Genomic DNA, 15,182 nt, shown 5'->3' on the forward strand with positions numbered 1-15,182 from the left:
GCCCTTCTCAGATCGTCACGGAGCGTGGTCAGGCAGGGCGGGTCGAGAAGGAGTACGGGGCAAAGGTCGCGTCGACCGTCAACAACAGAGAAAGCCGCCTCCCGTACCGGGGGTAGCCCCGGTACGGGAGGCGGCTCTTTCGTGCCGACGAACCATCAGCACATGCGTGGGCGGGCGTCACACGTGCGTCACGAGCGTCAAAACGTCGCCCTCAGCACGCACGGCGAACATGACGCGCGCTGCCTGAACCACAGGTCAGGCGTCGTCGCGGATCGGCTCCAGGATGGCCACGCACTCCATGTGGTGCGTCATCGTTTACACGTCACAGAGGTGCACCCTCGGGAAACAACTAGCGACCTGAGTCAGAGATTCATCGTTAGTCGAGCATGAGTCGTCCGGGTCCGAAGATTCCGCCGTTGTCGGTCACTGATGCCCAGCGGGCAGTCCTGGAGGGCTGGTTACGTCGCCGTACGACGGCTCAGGCTTTGGCTCAGCGGTCGCGGATCGTGCTGGAGTGCGCCGAAGGCCACTCGATCATAGAGGTGTCGCGCCGGCTGCAGATCGCGCCGGACACGGTCCGCACCTGGCGGCGCCGCTTCATGGAGCGGGGACTGGACGGCTTGTGCGACGACCCGAGGCCCGGTGTCCCACGGAAGATCACCGATGCTGACGTCGAGCGGGTCATCGTCAAGACGCTTGAGGAGACGCCGAAGAGCGCTACGCACTGGTCGACGAGGTCGATGGCCGCGGCCACGGGCATGTCGCAGTCGACGGTCTCGCGGATCTGGCGGGCGTTCGCCTTGGCCCCGCACCGGTCGCAGACGTTCAAGCTGTCGACGGATCCGCTGTTCATCGACAAGGTTCGCGACGTCGTCGGTCTCTATCTCGACCCGCCGGAGAAGGCCCTGGTCCTCTGCGTGGACGAGAAATCGCAGATCCAGGCCCTGGACCGGTCCCAGCCGGTCCTGCCGATAATGCCGGGCGTTCCCGAACTCCGCAGCCACGACTACGTCCGGGCCGGCACCACCACCCTTTTTGCCGCCTTCGAGGTCGCCACCGGCAAGGTCATCGGCTCCCTGCACCGCCGCCACCGGGCAGCGGAGTTCAAGAAGTTCCTCACCAAGCTCGACAAGGAAGTCCCGGCTGACCTGCAGGTTCACCTGATCCTCGACAACTACGCAACCCACAAGACACCCGACATCAAGCGTTGGCTGCTGGCCCACTCACGGTTCCACCTGCACTTCACGCCGACCAGCGCGTCCTGGTTGAACCTGGTCGAGCGGTGGTTCGCCGAGCTGACCCAGAAGAAGCTCAAGCGCGGCGTCCACCGCTCCGTCCAGGCCCTCGAACGCGCCATCCGGGCCTGGCTGGCCGACTGGAACGAGCAGCCCAGGCCCTTCGTCTGGACAAAGACCGCCGACGAGATCCTCGACAAAGTCGCCGCGTACCGCCACCGAATCTCTGACTCAGGTCACTAGTCATAGGAGGTTTACCAACTCCCCGAACGGCCTCGTCCGGGCCCTGAGCGTCATACGAGCGTCACGAGCCGCCACCGCATCTCCTTGGCCGACCGTGGCTGTTACCACCAACTGAGTTTGCTGCCGGACGAAGAGCCACCAGTGGCCGTTCGCCAGGCCGCAGAGTCGGCATCCGCACTGCGCACGCTGACGGAGACCGGGACGGCAGCGGAGCCGTCGGGGCTGGCACGGTCCGCGATTAAGCGCTCGCCCGGGCGTAAGGGGAGATCGACGGCTCGGACGGGATCATCGGCGGTGTGGCGGCCGGGCTGGCCGCCGCCCACCTCGAAGCATGCCTGGTAGCCCCCCGGTGCAGACCGCCGACTGGCTGGTGGATCACCTCTTGAGCGACCCGAGCCACGCCACGGACATTCCCCTGTCCGAATACACGAACGTCCCGAAGGCAACGGGCTTGACGCGGGCGCACAAGCGGGCCGCTGCAGCCCTGCGCGAGAACCCCAGAGGCTGCCGCCACAGAGGTGCCTGATCCAGCGTGCCGCCCGTCCGGAATGCCGTGAGCAGCCCTGAAGCCTCGGTCCGTATCGTGATTTTCGACCTGGCTGCTTGATCACGCGCTGTCATAAGATGACAGGGACAATCTCAGCGGCCCGCCGGGCTTCCGCTCCACTTCACGTGGAACCGAAGGACATGCCCCCACCCGCACGAGCTACTCCGTGCTGCCTGGGGGCTATTTCTTGCTGTTCCGTGAGTCCGCGGCGTCCTTGGCCAACCGCACCCGCCTCGAGGGGCGGTTGGCGGAACTGCTGAGCGAAAACTTCCTCCACAGGCACGGCCACAAGCCGCACGCTGCGGAGGTTCGCTCCTGGGAGCGGAGCATCCCCGCGCTCACCCACGCTCTGGTGGAAGCGGGTCTCGGTGAGGTCGAGATGCTGCTGGAGTACGGGCTGCCGCTGACGAGCAAGCGCGCGGACGTGATGCTGGCCGGCGTGCATCCGGTTTCCGGCGAGCCGTCGTACGTCGTCGTGGAACTGAAACAGTGGACCGAGGCCCAACCAGTGGACGACGATCCGCTGCGGTGCAGCGTGCCCTCCTACCACGAGCCGGTGCTGAACCCCATCGAGCAGGTACGGGGCTACTGCGACTACCTCGTCTCGTTCAACGGGGCTCTCGAGCAGAACCCCGACTCCGTCACCGGAGTGGCCTTCCTGCACAATGCAGTCGAGGCCAGGGTCGCCGGGCTGCGCGAGGTCGAAGAGGACCACCGCGGTCGCATGTACACCGCCGACCAGCGCGGTGCGTTCCTCGACTACCTGCGCTCGAGGCTGGCCGCCAAGCCGGGCGCTGCCGCCGCCGACGACCTCCTGCAGGCCAGGGTGCGACCGTCCAAGCAACTGATGGCCGTGGCCGCCGACGAGGTCCGCGACCGGGAACAGTTCGTGCTGCTGGACGAGCAGCGGCTCGCCTACGAGACGGTGATGGCAGCAGTCCGCAAGGCCCGCCGGTCCAACCGCAAGCAGGTGGTCGTCGTGACCGGCGGGCCCGGGTCCGGCAAGAGCGTGATCGCCCTGTCCGTACTCGGCGACCTGTACCGGCGCGGTGTGTCTGCCCTCCACGCCACCGGCTCGCAGTCGTTCACGAAGACCATGCGCAAGGTCGCGGGCGCCCGCAAGCCCGAGGTCCAGCGTCTGTTCCGCTACTTCAACAGCTTCATGGAGGCCGAGCCCAACGACATCGACGTGCTCGTGTGCGACGAGGCACACCGGCTCCGCAAGACCTCCGCCAACCGCTACACCAAGGCCGCCCTGCGCACGGGACGCCCACAGGTGGCGGAGCTGATCGACGCGGCCCGGGTCCCGGTGTTCCTCCTCGACCAGCACCAGGTGGTGCGTCCCGGCGAGATGGGCACCGTCGAGCAGATCAGGCGGGCCGCGGCCGAGCAGGAAGTGGACTTCACGCTGGTGGAACTGGACAGCCAGTTCCGGTGCGGAGGCAGCGACGCGTACGTGCTCTGGGTGACCAGTCTCCTGGGCCTGGAGGGCGAGGGACCGGTCGTGTGGGAGCCGGACGGCAAGGTGCAGCTGCTAACGGTGGACAGCCCGGGGGAACTGGAGGACTTCCTCAGCGACAAGCGTGCCCAGGGGTACGGCGCCCGGCTTTCCGCCGGCTACTGCTGGAAATGGACCACCAAGATCACTCTGGCGATGACGACGCTGCCCGCGGACGTGGCCATCGGCGACTGGTCGAGGCCGTGGAACCTGTACGGGGACCGATCTCTGTTGGGTGCACCGCCGGCTCCGCTCTGGGCCACTGATCCCGCGGGCTTCGGCCAGGTCGGCTGTGTCTACACCGCCCAGGGCTTCGAGTACGACTGGTCGGGCGTGATCATGGGCCCGGACCTGGTCTGGCGGACAGACCGCTGGGTGGTCGACCGCACCGCCTCGAAGGACCCCTCCTTCACGAAGGCGACGCCTGACGAGGACATCGACCGCCTGATCCGCAACACGTACAAGGTACTCCTGACCCGCGGCATGATCGGAACGGTCGTCTATTCGACGGACCCTGAAACACGCGAGAAGCTCCGTTCGCTCATTCCCTGAGCCACGGCCCCGATCAGCGGATAGCATGATCCCGCTGCGCACCTTCCCGGAGGGTACGAGGCTGCGGTTCATGCAAGAGGCCGAACAGGCTGTCGGTGACGAATGGTTGTGCCCGTCGTGTGGCGACACACGACGCGAGCGTGGCTGCCCGGTAGGGCGCCCCCTGCCATTCCGAACTCACAACCTGGAGTGGCCGTATGACCCCCGTCGAGTGCAAGCCTGCGCGTCGTGAGCGGATTCGCGGAATCCTGATCGACATCGCTGCCGGAGTCGTCTCCAGTCTTCTGGTGACGGCACTGACCGCGGTGGCAGACCTGTTCTTCTGAGCAGGTACGTGGCGGGCCCGGAGAGCCCGCCACCCCACAGCCCGGTCCGCTGTCAGAACAGCCGGAGATCGGAGCCCGACGACTTCCCCCGCTTGCGCTTGTTGCGTCTCCCGTTGGCGCGCGGCAGGTGCGGTGTGCGAGCCTCCTTCGGAAGGTTCAGCCAGGTAGGTCGAAGCCCGTGGATCTCCACCTGACCCACCAGCTTCTTCAGATACCTGCGGGTTTCCTCGTCCGTGGAGTACAGCACCGTCGCACGGCTCGCCCGGGTCAACAGCACGTGGTACGCCTGTCGGACCAGCCGCGCAAAGTCCTCGTCGGCCACGCTGGACGAGCTGACCTTCGGATCCAGCGAACCGGGCACATCAACACGCTTGATGTCCGAATCCGGGCCTTCCTTCCGCTCCTTTCCTCGCTGGAACACCCACTGATCGCCACGGCGCACCATGTCATCGCCCATGATCACCCCGCACCAGTCCCATTCCAGGCCCTGCGCCGTGTAGACGCAGCCGATCTGGCCGAGGCCATTGGGGTGTACGGACCAGATGTCCGACGGCGGCACCCCGTCCGCGCAGTAGCTCTCGCTCTTCGCGTTCCACGGCCGGTGCCAGTCCCCGATGCGGACATCGGCCTCCAGGCGTTTCTCCTCGCCCGCGGGCTCCGTCCAGGGCCAGCAGTACCCCGCAACCATGCGCGCGGACGCGCCGGCCCGGGCCTCCGTCAGGATGATCCGTTCGAGCTCCTCCGGGGTCTCCACCACCTCGACGTGCATCAGTCCGTCCGGCCTCCAGGGCTCCGGCTTCTTGTCCGTCACGCCCAGGACTTCGCGCACCCAGCTGATGTACGAGCCACTGCCACCGCAGCGGAACTGCTCGCGCAGTCCGTATTCGAGCAGGTCCGCACCGCGGCGCACGGCCGCATCCTTGATCAGCGCGACGGTTCCGACCTCTTTCGGACGCACGGACTGGCCTTCGTCCAGGAAGAACACCGTCAGGCGTGACGCGTCGAGGAGCTCGTCCACCTGCGGTCCCTTCCCCCAGATCTCCCGCTGGTCCGGCGTCCAGAACCGGTTCGTCGAGCGATCCCGCAGTCGGTGCGCCTCGTCGCAGATCAGCACGTCCACCGGGGGCACCGAGGTGTCGACGAAGTTGCTGAAGTAGGTGAAGGTCTCCCTGAACTCCTTGTCCCCGTATCCGACGTGCTCTTGGATTGCCGCGTTGAAGGCCCTGCTCCCGCTGGCGTACTTCACGGTGCGCCCCTGCGCCTCGAGCTGCGCCTTGACCTGCAGGCCGATGGCGCTCTTGCCGGTACCGGCGCCGCCTGTGACCAGGAAGATCACGCGCCTCTCGTCGGGGACCAGCGCGGGATGCTCCGGGTCGGGCAGTACCTTGGCCGCTGCTTCGAGAATCTGGTCCGCGACCACCTTCTGGCGCCCGCGGAGGACGAAGACGGTGTCATCACCTCGGGACCAGTTCATCGCATCGAGCAGCGGTGTGTTGCGCAGTCCCATGGTCTCCAACATGGTCACGGCCTCGGCCGCTCCGCCCTGCGCGTCGAAGCTCGCCCTGAGGTCTTCGAGGAACTGGGCCCGCCGATCAGCCGTGTACACGCGCGCGTACGCGCCCGTGGGCGCGCCCACATCGATCAGCGGACGCACCGAGTCGTCCGTGGCGTTGTGCAGGTAGGCGAAACCCCCGCACTCGAATTCAGTGTTCCTGAAGGGGCCCCTGTCGCTCGTGAACGCCTCGAAGTACTCACGCAACTGGAGCGCGGGATGCTTCTTCGCCCCCATGCCCGACACGTGGACCCAATCCGCGGTTGCCTGTTCGATCCTGGTCACCGACGACCAGCGCTTCAATTCGACGAGCTGCACGGAGGGCCGGTGCTCGTGCGGATGGCGGCCGACCAGGACGACGTCGATCAGCCGGGGTTCCGGGCGGTCGGACTCATCCATGGTGGCGGCGCACTCGACGACCATTTCCACGTTTCCGCGGTCGGCGGCGACCAGATCGTTCGCAAGACTGATCAGACTCTCCGCCCAGGCCGAGCGCTCCGTGAGCGAGGCGTCTGCGCCGCGGAAGTACCGCCAGCGCGCAGCGAGGTGCGGCACCATGTGGCGGCGCGCATGCAGGGTGAGCAGATCCTGCGCCGAAAGCTTCAGCAGGAGCATGGACACGAGGTGGTTCCCCCAGGGCACGAGTAGCTCGTGCGGGTGGGGGCATGTCCTCGCGGGGAAGCCCGTCGGGCCGCAATCTGTTCGGTGATCTTAGAGAAGGCATCGGCTGCGGCGTGGCACCACCCCGGCCCGCGGCCGGAACCACGGCCATGGTGGCCGGATCACACCTGGCCACCGCCCTGCATCTCGCTGCCCGCTTCGTCGCAGCTGCCCCGGATGTCGCTGCCCACCGTTAGGATCTGCCGAGAGCTTCCCCCTCCGCCGGATGGCCGAGCCGGTCAGCTCTCAGCAGGAAGCGACGAAGCGGGGGCCGCACATGCGGGAAGGCCGGTGGACCACGGTCACCGAGTCCGAGTACGAGCACGAACACCGCGGCTTGGAATCGATCCGCGAGAAGCTGCCCGACTCGGATCCCTGGCGGGCCTGGTCGAACTTCACCTTCACCGCGAACACCGGACACGTCCGCGAGATCGATCTCCTCGTCGTCGCCCCCGGCGGCGTCTGCATGATCGAGCTGAAAAACTGGCACGGCTCCCTGACCAGCGAAAACGGCACCTGGGTCCAGACCACGCCCACCGGGCGCCGCGTCACTCACGGCAACCCGCTGCACCTGGTCAACAAGAAGGCGAAGGAGCTCGCCGGGCTGCTCGGCCAGAACGGCAAGCGCGTCTGGGTCGCCGAGGCCGTCTGCTTCACGGCCGACGACCTGCGCGTGCGGCTCCCCGCCCACGACGAGAACGGCGTCTACACGATCACCGAGCTGGTCGCGATGCTGAACCAGCCCCCGCGCGACGAGCGCCGGCGGATCACCGCCATCGACTCCCGTGAGATCAAGACCGCCCTGGAGCGGGTCGGCGTCCGCCCCAGCGACGCCAGGTACAAGGTCGGACCGTACGAGCTGAAGCGGAAGGCCTTCGACTCGGGCGAGACCTGGGCCGACTACCTCGCCGAGCACACCGAGCTGCCCGAGGTCGCCCGCGTCCGCATCTACTTGCGCGAGCGCGGCTCGGACGCCTCGATCCGGCAGTCCGTGGAGAGCGCCGCCCGACGCGAGGCGGCGGTCCTGCGCCGCTTCCGGCACCCCGGTGTGGTCCAGCTCAAGCAGTACGACCCGTCCGGGCACGCCTGGGGCCCCGCCCTGATCTTCGACTACCACCCTCAGACCCTGCGCCTGGACGAGTACCTCCTCCAGTACGGGGAGAAGCTCGACATCCTCGGCCGCATGGCCCTCGTCCGGCAGCTCGCCGAGACGATGCGCTCCGCCCACTCCAGCCGCATCCACCACCGGGCACTCGCCGCGCGCTCGGTGCACGTCATACCGCGCAACCGCGGCCGCGAGGGACAGGCCGTCGGCGAGGACGCGGCCTGGCTCTCCCCCCACCTGCAGATCTCCGACTGGCAGATCGCCACGCAGCGCAGCGGCGCGGGCAGCTCCGGGCAGGGCGGCACCCGCTTCGCGCCGACCGCGCTGTCGGCCATGCACCTGCCGGAGGGCTCCGACCCCTACCTCGCGCCCGAGCTGACCGCCCTCAATGCCGACCCGGTCTACCTGGACGTCTACGGCCTCGGTGTCCTCACCTACCTCCTGGTGACGGGCAAGGCCCCGGCCGCCAGCCAGGCAGAACTCTTGACGCGCCTCGAAGCGGGCGAGGGCCTGCGCCCCAGCTCCCTCGTGGACGGCCTCTCCGAGGACATCGACGACCTGGTGCAGGCGGCCACCGCCTACCGGCCCGGCCAGCGCCTCTCCACCGTCGACGAGTTCCTCGAGATGCTGGAACTCGTCGAGGACTCCCTCACCGCCCCCGCAGCGCCCCCAACCCCGGAGGCCCCCGAGAAGGACCCGCTCGAAGCAGTCGCCGGCGACGTACTCGGCGGGCGCTGGCAGGTCCGGCGCCGCCTGGGCACCGGCTCCACCAGCCGCGCCTTCCTCGTACGCGACCTGGAGGCCGAGGAGCGCAAGACGCGGCCCTTGGCGGTCCTCAAGGTGGCGCTCTCCGACAGCCGGGGCGAGATCCTCGCCCACGAGGCCGCGGTCATGGGGCGGCTGCGTGCCGACTCCCGCGTCATCCGGCTCGTCGAGCCGGAGCCGCTGAAGATCGCCGACCGTACGGTCCTCGTTCTGGAGTACGTGGGCGACGAGCGGGAGGAATCCGGCGAGAACGAGGAGTCCGGAACCCCCCGCACCCGCCGCCGCGAGGAGACCGTGGCCCGCCAGCTGCGCGAGAGCGGCCGGCTCCAGATCGACCAGCTGGAGGCGTACGGCGACTACCTCTTCGGCGCCGTCGACTTCCTGGAGGGCGAGAGCGTCTGGCACCGCGACATCAAGCCGGACAACATCGCCATCCGCATCCGCCCGAACCGCACCCGGGAGCTCGTCCTCATCGACTTCTCCCTGGCCGGATACCCGGCGAAGGACTACGAGGCCGGTACGGAGGGCTACCTCGACCCGTTCATCGGGACGCTGACCCGCACCGCCTACGACTCCCACGCCGAGCGGTACGCGGTCGCGGTCACCCTGCACCAAATGGCCTCGGGCGAACTCCCCAAGTGGGGCGACGGCTCCGTGCTGCCCCGGATGACGGACCCGAAGCAGCACCCTTACCCGACCATCGCGAAGGACGCCTTCGAGCCCGCCGTGCGCGACGGCCTGGTCTCCTTCTTCGAGAAGGCCCTGCACCGGGACGCCGCCCGACGCTTCCCCGAGCTGAAGCCGATGCGGGACGCCTGGAAGAAGATCTTCCTGGACGCGTCGCAGACCGTCCCGTCCAGCCACCGCTCCCGCCACCCGGAGCCGGCGGAGCATCCTTCCGCCGTGACCGGCCAGGCCACCATCGCGGACGCCGAACCGCTCACCGCGGAGCAGCAGCGCGAGCAGCTGGCGGCCGAGGTCACCCGCGACACCCACCTGTCGGCCGCCGGCCTCACCCCGGCCGCCGAGGCCTTCCTCTACGGCCTGGACGTCACCACGGTCGGCGAACTCCTCGACTACAGCCGCCGCAAGCTGCTCAACGCCCCCGGCCTGGGCGCGAAGACCCGCAGCGAGGTCCAGCGCCGCCAGCGCGAGTGGGGCGACCGCCTCCGGGAGTCGCCGGTCTCGCCGCTCACCCCGCGGGGCCGGGCCGAGGCCAAGGAGGAGCTGGCCCAGCTGTCCGGCACCGAGTCCGTGCTGCTCGGCGCCCTGGCCTCCGGGGAGAACGCCGGCGGCCTGTCCGGCTCCGCGCTGCGGGCCGTCAGCCTGGACACCCTGGCCACGATCTTCGTCCCGGAGCTCAACAACAACCGCTCGAACCACAACAAGGTCGAGACCGTACGCCTGCTCCTGCGCCTGCCCAATGCACAGGGCGACCTGCCGGACATCGGCGTCTGGCCCAAGCAGAAGGACGTCGCGGACGCCCTCGGCCTGTCGGCCGGCCGTATCCCGCAGCTCCTCAAGGAGGAGCGCAAGCGCTGGAAGAAGCACCCGGCGGTGCAGGCGCTGCGCGCCGAGATCATGGAACTCCTCTCCAGCCTGGGCCGGGTCGCCTCCGCCGCGGAGATCGCCGACGCGCTCGCCGTACGCCGTGGCACGCAGCTCGCGGAGCGCGAGCAGCGGCGCGCGCTGGCGCTGGCCGCCGTGCGAGCGGTGGTGGAGGTGGAGCAGCTGGAGCCGGAGGAGGCCGAGTTCCAGCACCAGCCGAACCGGAAGGCGACGGAGGAGGCACTGGGCGCGGGCCTGCTGGCCCTGGACGTCCGCGAGGACGACGCCCCGGACACCCCGACGGCGCCGGGCCTGCTCGACTACGCCACCCGCCTGGGCAAGACGGCCGACCGGCTGGCGCGCCTCGAAACACTCCCGACGGCGACGACGGTACTGAGCGAGCTCGGTTCCCTCACCCCTCCCCCGGGCTCGGTGGAGTGGGACGAACGCCGCCTGGTGGAGCTGGCTGCGGCCGCCTCCCTCAACGCGGCGGCGACGCCCCGCCTGGAGATCTACCCGCGCGACCTGTCCCTCGTACGGGCACTCCGCCTCACCCAGGCCGGCCTGGTCCGCCTCATCCCGAACGTCCCGGAGGCCCGCCAGCCGGGTGTGACGAGCGAGGACGTCCACGAGCGCGTCCGGGCCCGCTTCCCCGAGCTGGTCCTGCCGGACTCCCGAGGCGGCCTCACCCACGAGCTCCCCACGGCCGGCCCGTTGACGAAGGCCCTCCGGGACGCCGGCTTCGACCTGACCCTGTCCACGCGCGAGGACACCAAGACCCTGCGCTACCTGCCGACCCGCATGGACAGCGCGTCCAGCTATCTCACGACCGGTGCCTGGCGCCAGGCCACGGATGTGGGCGCGGTGACCCGCTACGCGGACGACCCGGCGCTGGCGGGCGCCGTCCGCGCGAAGGAACGCCTGGCCGCGTCGGCCCGCCGCGACGGCTACCGCGTCCTGACCGTGCACCACCACCGCCCGGAGGAAGCGACGCGCGCCCTGTCCGCGGCGCCCATCGGCGCCCAGGCGGTCTCGGTGACGGCCCTCTTCCTGGAGGCGATGCACGCGCTGGCCCCGGAGGGCTCGAAGCCGACGTGGGAGACGCTACTGAAGGCGGACGTGGCGGAGCCGGGCTCGCGAGGCGCGATGAAGTTCGCGGAGTACGCCCGGACGGCATGGGGCACAGTGGAACCGCAGATCCGCACCCTGCTGGCCCCCTCCGCGGGTAACGGCCCGGTCCTCCTGACGGAGGCGGCGGCCTTTGCCCGCTATGACGCGATGGGCGTCCTGGACCGCCTGGCGGAGGCGGCCCGCCAGGGCGGCCGCGGCCTGTGGCTCCTGGTCCCGCAGGGTGACCCGGCGAGGGAGCCGAAGCTGGGCCAGGTCGCTGTGGCGTACCAGGCGGGCCTGGGCGAGTGGATCGAACTTCCGGACTCGTGGGTCAAGGACGCGAGTACGAGCAACGCAGCAGTGACGGACGGAACCGAGGGAGACAACAAGTGATCGACCGCAAGGCCCTGTTGGAAGACCTCAAGAAGCAGGTCAAAGCGGTCGAGACGGACCTCGGTAAGCAGGTCAAAGCCGTCACCGAGGTAGGCACACGGCTGCGCGCCGAATACGACCAGGCCCGCAAGCTGGGCCGCACGGCGGCGACGTGGAACTCCTGGCTGGACGAGCGCGTCACGCAGGTCGCGGTGGCCTGGGTCCTGGGCACAGTCTTCGTCCGCTTCTGCGAGGACAACGAGCTCATCCCGGAGCCCTACCTGACGGCCCCGGACGCGGACCGCCGCGACCTGGCGCTTGCCCGGTACGAGGAGTACGTGGCGAAGGACGCGGACCCGACCTTCCGCGGGTGGCTCGAACGTGCCTTCGAGGAGTTGGGCGCCGGCCAGGCGGGCCGCCTGCTGTTCGACCGCAAGCACAACCCGCTGTTCCAGATCCCCCTGTCGCACGACGGAGCACGCGATCTGATCGCGTTCTGGCGCGAGCGCGACGAGGCGGGCGTGCTGGTCCACGACTTCACGGACAAGCTGAACGAGGACGGCACGGAGGGCTGGGACACCCGCTTCCTGGGCGACCTCTACCAGGACCTGAGCGAGGCCGCCCGCAAGACCTACGCGCTCCTCCAGACCCCGGAGTTCGTGGAGGAGTTCATCCTCGACCGCACAATGGACCCGGCGGTCCGCGAGTTCGGCTACGAGGGCCTGAAGATGATCGACCCGACGTGCGGGTCGGGTCACTTTGTGCTCGGCGCGTTCCGGCGGCTTGTACGACTTTGGGGCGCGGGCCAGCCGGGCATGGATGTCCACGAGCGGGTGCGGGCTGCACTGGATTCGGTGCACGGCGTGGACTTGAACCCGTTCGCTGTGGCTGTCGCTCGTTTCCGGTTGCTGGTTGCGGCGATGGCGGCAAGTGGAATCCGGACAATGGCGGACGCCACTTCCTACGAGTGGCCCATCCACCTGGCGATCGGCGACTCGCTCATCAAGCACCGCCATCACCAAGGCAACCTATTCGAGGACTCGGAGGAAGCAGGCACAGACGAGCTTGCCGACTTCAAATACGAGACCGAGGATATCCACGAACACCCGAACATTCTCACGCAGGGGCGCTACCACGTGGTAGTCGGCAACCCTCCGTACATCACCGTGAAGGACAAGCACCTCAACGAACTCTATCGACAGCTCTACGGTGCTTGTGCAGGTACGTATGCGCTCTCGGTCCCGTTCGCACAACGGTTTTTCGAACTGGCTAAGGTGGGCGACGCAGAGAGCGGGCTCGGCTATGGCACTATCGGCCAGATCACCGCCAACTCCTTCATGAAACGGGAGTTCGGTGCACGGCTCATCGAGGCCTACTTTGGACATGAGGTGGAGCTGACTGAGATCATCGACACCTCTGGGGCACACATCCCTGGACACGGAACTCCGACCGTGATTCTTGTGGGCAGAAATCGTGGCGGTAATAGCAGATCTACAACGATCCGCACCGTGCGGAGCGTGCGCGGTGAACCGTCAGTCCCCGAACGGCCAAGCGAGGCACTCGTCTGGAAGTCGATAGTGGCCAAATTGGACGCCCCGGGATCGGCGGATCAATGGGTAGCCGTCGACGATCTGGATCGAACCCAGCATTTCTCCACCCACCCTTGGATTCTCACGGCCGGCGGGCGTGAGCTGATTAACCTGATTCAGGACAACAGCAAAGGAAAGCTGTCGCGATTGGTGGGCAGCATCGGCGCCAGTGCGGTAACTCGTGAAGATAGCGCCTTCATGCTCGGCCGGGGATACCTTCGGCGGAATCGCATCCCCAACGAACAACGACGCCCGCTGATCGAGGGGACCACACTACGGGACTACACAATTCTCGAGCCAACGGAGTCTCTATGGCCGTACTCAGAAGAAGACCTGACAGCCGCCGCTCCTCTCGCGCTTGAGCAAGCACTATGGCCAGCTCGCCGCATCCTGCGCGAAAGAACCGCCTTCGGCAAAACTCAAATCGATCGCGGGCTCGCCTGGTTCGAATATTCCATGTTCTTCAAGTCTCGGTACAAAAATCAGCCAACAATCGCCACTGCCTTCGTTGCGACTCACAACCACTTCGCGCTGAGCCGGCCTCGAGACGTGTTCCAGCATTCCTCACTGACTCTCGAACCACGAAAAGCATGGAGCGAGGACGATCTCTGTAATTTGCTGGGGCTGCTAAACAGCTCAAGCGCCGGCTTCTGGCTTAAGCAGGTATGTCACGACAAAGGACACGGCGGCATTGGGGGTGGCATCGCAAGCGAAGAATGGGAAAAATTCTACGAGTTCAATAGCAGCAACCTGACAGAGCTGCCGCTCCCCGTGGACTACCCGCGCAGATTGGGGGCTTCCCTGTCCGCACTCGCCAACAGACTGATGGAATCACTTCCATCAGCCTTGCTGGAATCGACCCCTGACGCTTCAAATCTTCGCGAAGCCAAGCAGCGCTACAATCACGACCGGTCTCGGATGATCGCCCTGCAGGAAGAGCTGGACTGGCAAGTCTATTCTCTCTACAGTCTGCACCACGAAGATCTCCGCGTCTCCGAGGATCCCGATTCATCCAGCATCCCCGAACTCTCCCTCGGTGAGCGCGCCTTTGAGATCGTCCTTGCACGCCGAGTAGACGCAGGCGAGGCCAGCGATGAGTGGTTCAAGCGGCATGGGTCCACGCCCATCACGGAGATCCCCAGCCACTGGCCCGCCGCCTACCAGGAGGTTGTCCAGAAGCGGATCGACGCCATCGAGTCGATCCGAGCCATCGGCATGGTCGAGCGGCCGGAATATAAGCGGCGGTGGGCCACCGAGGGTTGGGATGCGCTTCAGGAGAAGGCGCTGCGCTCCTGGTTGCTCGACCGAATCGAGATCCGTGATCACTGGTTCGACGAGAACGGGAAGCCTGCTCTCGTCAGCCTCTCACGGCTCACCGATGCTCTTTCCCGCGACGAAGACTTCGTCTCCGTCGCCAAGATCTATGCACCCCGTAAGGAGCTGCCCGCCGTCGTCGCCGAGTTGATGACCGACGAGCATGTGCCGTTCCTGCCCGCCCTGCGATATAAGCCCTCCGGGCTGAAGAAGCGCGCGGACTGGGAGCACGTCTGGGACCTTCAGCGTCAGGAAGACGCCGCCCCGGATGAGCCGGCCAAGCGGAAGATCCGAGACAGGATCCCCGTGCCGCCGAAGTACACCTCGGCGGACTTCCTGCGGCCCTCCTACTGGAAGGCCCGCGGCAAGCTGGACGTGCCCAAGGAGCGGTTCATCTCGTACGGGCACACCAACACCCCCACGCCCGACCTCTACGGCTGGGCCGGCTGGGACCACCGGGAGCAGGCGTACGCCCTCGACGCGTACATCGCCTCTCATGAGGCGCTGACCTCCGAGGAGCTGACGCCGTTCCTTGCCGGGCTGCTGGAGCTCCAGCCCTGGCTTGACCAGTGGCACAACGAGTTCGACGCGAACTTCGGAGCCTCACCGGCCGCATTCTTCCGGGGCGACCGGCAGATGGTGCAAGGGGAGCACGGCCTGACCGACGACGACCTGCGCGCCTGGCGCCCGGCCGCCGCAACCCGAGGACGACGCACCACCAAGAAGTAGGGCCGCCGACCCCGCTGACGGCCTCCGAGAACGGAAT

The 15,182-nt window shown here is 67.7% G+C and carries 6 protein-coding genes; 5 read left to right on the plus strand and 1 reads right to left on the minus strand.

All coding sequences use genetic code 11. The annotated features are described in order from the left end of the window. Positions 1-386: 386 nt before the first annotated feature. From AC0666_RS17165 to AC0666_RS17175, 3 genes are all read left to right on the plus strand, one after another. Positions 387-1,478 (plus strand): IS630 family transposase, encoded by a 1,092-nt coding sequence (locus tag AC0666_RS17165; protein ID WP_478707860.1) that lies wholly within the window; start codon positions 387-389, stop codon positions 1,476-1,478. 734 nt (positions 1,479-2,212) lie between these two features. Continuing rightward, a complete protein-coding gene (locus AC0666_RS17170; protein ID WP_478707861.1) occupies positions 2,213-4,075 on the plus strand; it encodes a DNA/RNA helicase domain-containing protein in 1,863 nt (620 codons plus the stop codon). Positions 4,076-4,272: 197 nt separating this feature from the next. Continuing rightward, positions 4,273-4,401 (plus strand): DUF6408 family protein, encoded by a 129-nt coding sequence (locus tag AC0666_RS17175; RefSeq protein WP_221888720.1) that lies wholly within the window; start codon positions 4,273-4,275, stop codon positions 4,399-4,401. Between the two features lie 52 nt (positions 4,402-4,453). Here the strand turns inward: AC0666_RS17175 and AC0666_RS17180 are convergent, their stop codons facing one another. After that, entirely contained in the window at positions 4,454-6,568 is a 2,115-nt protein-coding gene (locus AC0666_RS17180) for a DUF2075 domain-containing protein (protein WP_478707904.1), read from the minus strand. Between the two features lie 322 nt (positions 6,569-6,890). Between AC0666_RS17180 and pglW the strand changes: the two genes are divergently transcribed. Both pglW and pglX read left to right on the plus strand, forming a co-directional pair. Then, entirely contained in the window at positions 6,891-11,534 is a 4,644-nt protein-coding gene (gene pglW / locus AC0666_RS17185) for a BREX system serine/threonine kinase PglW (protein WP_478707905.1), read from the plus strand. Continuing rightward, entirely contained in the window at positions 11,531-15,145 is a 3,615-nt protein-coding gene (pglX, locus tag AC0666_RS17190; protein ID WP_478707862.1) for a BREX-2 system adenine-specific DNA-methyltransferase PglX, read from the plus strand. The genes pglW and pglX overlap by 4 nt, the downstream gene beginning before the upstream one ends. Positions 15,146-15,182: the final 37 nt, after the last annotated feature.

It is taken from the genome of Streptomyces sp. NPDC043680 (genome assembly GCF_056436685.1).